The following is a 3,264-nucleotide window of genomic DNA, read 5'->3' on the forward strand; positions in this document are numbered from 1 at the left end:
CTCTTGCTGACCCGCCGGCTCAACGACGCCGCCTCTTCCCCCACGCGGTCCAAAATGCTTTCGTCGCGACGGCTCCCCCGGTTGTCGAACAAGCTGTCAAAGGCCAGCGACGGGTAGACTTCCATCGGCACCGGCGACGTCTTGTTCTGCCAGGAGATGTGCGAACTGTAGGCCATCGAAAAATTCGTTTCGTGATACCCCGTCACGGGCTGTTCACAACCAAGCACCAGACTGGGCACGACCGTTTCCTCCTGGAAATGATTCGCCAGCACCTGGTCCATGCTGATATCGCCGCGCAGCTCCGAACCCTTCTGCAGCGACGCCCCGGAAAGGATATTGCCGGTTTGGCCGGGGTGAATGCCGACGGACGTCGCATTCTCGTTGAACAGGCCGGTGATGAAGTTCATCTTCTCCTTCAGCGGCTCCATCGGCGCCAGACTCTTGCCCAACTCCATCTCCTTGCCACCGCCCTTGGCCCACCAATGTTTGCGATTGATCCCGCACCCCATGAACAACGCGGCAAATCGTTTGGGCGGTGCAACCGGATCCTCGCCGACGACGGTTTCGGTGCCCCAAACGGGAATCGATTCCATCCACGGAAGTGCCATCGATACGCCGACGCCTCGCAAGACCGTACGACGCGATAACGTTTGAGAAGACGGAGTCTGGCGAGAAGACGGAGCGTCGGATCTGGTAGAAGTGTTCATCGGATGGACGGTGGTGGGCGAAGAAACGGTCGGAACATCACTGTGGGAGAGACTTCCAGACTGTCGATGCCAAGGCGACAGACGGAAAGCCTTTCCCACCAACTTAAAACTCTGCTTTCACACGTTTGTTCAAGAACGCCGGGCTGGTGACGATCATCTCAATCGCATGTTGCAATCGATACCCGTTGGACGCAAGCGAGGCGGTCATCTGATCGATCGCCGTCTCATCCGACAACTCTAACGAACGCCCAAGTGCATAGGCGAGAAGTTTGCGGCAAAAATTCTCGACAAAATCGGATTGCCGGGAACGTCGAATGTAGTCCCGCAGCCCTTCGATCCCGGTCCCCTCGCTCTCGTCGGGGAATCGAACATGACTGTCGACCTGACGACCGCCGAAATCGGTTTCACGCCGCTCGCCGATCGGCCCGTATTGCTCAAACACCAGTCCGAACGAATCAATTTTGTCGTGGCAGGCCGCGCAACTAGGATCGGCTCGGTGCCGCTGCAGTGCCTCCCGCAACGTCAACTCGCCCAACTGAGACTCGTCACTCGGCAACTCGGGCACCGCGGCGGGCGGGGCCGGGATGTGTTCGCCGAGCACGTACTTGACCAACCAATTGCCGCGCTGCACCGGACTGGTTCGCAATCCGGGTGAATTCTTGGTCAAGAAGACAGCCATCGGCATCAACCCGCCACGGCCATACCGATCGACGCCGTCAACCTTGGCCCAGCCGTCCTGTTGGTCGTCTAACCGGTCGGTCGGAATCTGGTAGTGCTCGGCAAGCGCGCGGTCGACGAAGGTGTAGTCGGCGTACAACAGATCCAGGATCGAGCCGTCCGTGCGCACAATCTCGTTGAACAACCGAATCGGTTCTTCGTACATCGATTGACGCAGCTCGTCGGTGAATTGTGGGAAACGATTGCGATCGACGCCATTGTGTTGCTGGAATTGACGAAACCCCAACCAGCTGCCCACAAACTCGTTGACAAAGCCTTGGGACCGCTCGTCGGCAAGCATGCGGACCACTTGCGACCTCAGCACATCGCGTTGATGCAATTGGCCCGACGCTGCCAAGTCACGGAGCTGCTGGTCGGGCATGCTGGCCCACAGAAAGTAGCTCAACCGACTGGCCAACGCAAAATCATCCAACGGCTCGACGTCTTGATGCACTGCATCGGCGACTCGCTGTTGCGGCAGATCCAAGCGATAACAAAAGTTGGGCGACATCAAGACCGCCACAACGCTGTCCCGAATCGCGTCCTCGTGCTCCAACCCGTCCGACTCGCGCAGATGCCGATAGAACGATCGGATGCTCTGCCGCTGTGCATCGGTCAGCGGACGACGATACGCCCGCTCGGCGAACCGAACGACGGCATCCAACTGAACCGATTCCGATTCTCGCTTCAGGCGTTCCAAACGACGAAACGTTCGCGACAGGTCCTCGAAGTAGAACGCGATCGCTTCGAGGGCTGGGGGATTGCCGCCGACACGTTCCGCTTTGGCTAAATAGGCTTCCGCCAGCGCCCGAACTTTGGCCTCCGACGTGCAATCTTTGTCTTCGGCACGGAATCGATCGAATTGCGAATCACGCATGAAACGAGAATCGGTGCGGTCGAACCAGATGAACCCGGCGTACTGACGCATCGGCGCCGACGTCACGAAATCGAGTTCGAGCCACAAACGATCCAGTTCTTTCCGCTCCTCGTCGCTCAAGATCAACTCAACCAGCGGGCCGTCGTCACGGAAGTATCCCATCTGGCTGTGGAATCCGGCGCTCAAGAACCGCCCCGTGCGTTCCGTCTCTTCCTTGGGGTCCAAGTAGACACGCGCCCGCTCGGAAACGAGGAAGGTATCCGGGAAGACCGAGCAGAACGTTTCCAGCGTCCGCTCGTACCCTTGCAACCGAGTCTCGTCGTCCGGCACAGCCATCGCACGTGCCTCGGCCGAACCCGGCTTCAACTCCAGCAACGATCCCAGATCGCCGACGTCGGAGATCCCTCCGGCGTAACGACGACGGTTGGCAACGAATTGGCGATTCTTCCACAACACCAACGGCTGCGAACCCTTGTGGACCTCGGGCGTCGTCAGGTTTTCGACCTCGGGGACCAAACGCGCGCGGAGCGTCTGCACGAAATCCTCCATCCGCTGGCATTGACGTTTGGCTTGATCGGCATCGTCCGGCGTGTTGCCGCTGGGCAATCGACGCCACATGATCCGCAGCGCCGCCAGCGGACCAACGTCCGCGGCTTGGTCTGTCGCTTGGTCTTGCGCTGCGTCTTGCGCTGCGTCGACGTTCAAGATGTCCCAAAGCGTTTCCATGTACCGAGGACTCAGTCCTTGGCTGGATGCAAATTCACGCAGCGAACGTGCTTCGGCATCACCGGCTGTGTGTTGCAGTTGGTATTGCCAGAGGGCGTAAAAGAAATCGACGTACTGCAAACGTTGTCGCCGATAGAAATCGATGATCCGGTTGACACAGTACTTGTCGCGGTCGGTTTCGGTGATCACCGGGTGGGGGGCGAAATCGATGCCAGTCGGTGTCAACACCAGATGCTC

2 protein-coding genes are annotated in these 3,264 nt (G+C 59.1%); both read right to left on the reverse strand.

Features of this window, described 5'->3' with window-relative positions:
* A partial coding sequence (locus tag ABX749_RS26985; protein WP_372898752.1) for a DUF1552 domain-containing protein occupies positions 1-608 on the reverse strand: 608 nt, incomplete at its 3' end.
* A gap of 202 nt (positions 609-810) precedes the next feature.
* Positions 811-3,264, reverse strand: a 2,454-nt coding sequence (locus tag ABX749_RS26990; protein ID WP_372898753.1) for a DUF1592 domain-containing protein, incomplete at its 5' end; no start/stop codon positions are given.

It is taken from the genome of Stieleria sp., from assembly GCF_041595215.1.
In the GTDB taxonomy this organism is placed as follows: domain Bacteria; phylum Planctomycetota; class Planctomycetia; order Pirellulales; family Pirellulaceae; genus Stieleria; species Stieleria magnilauensis.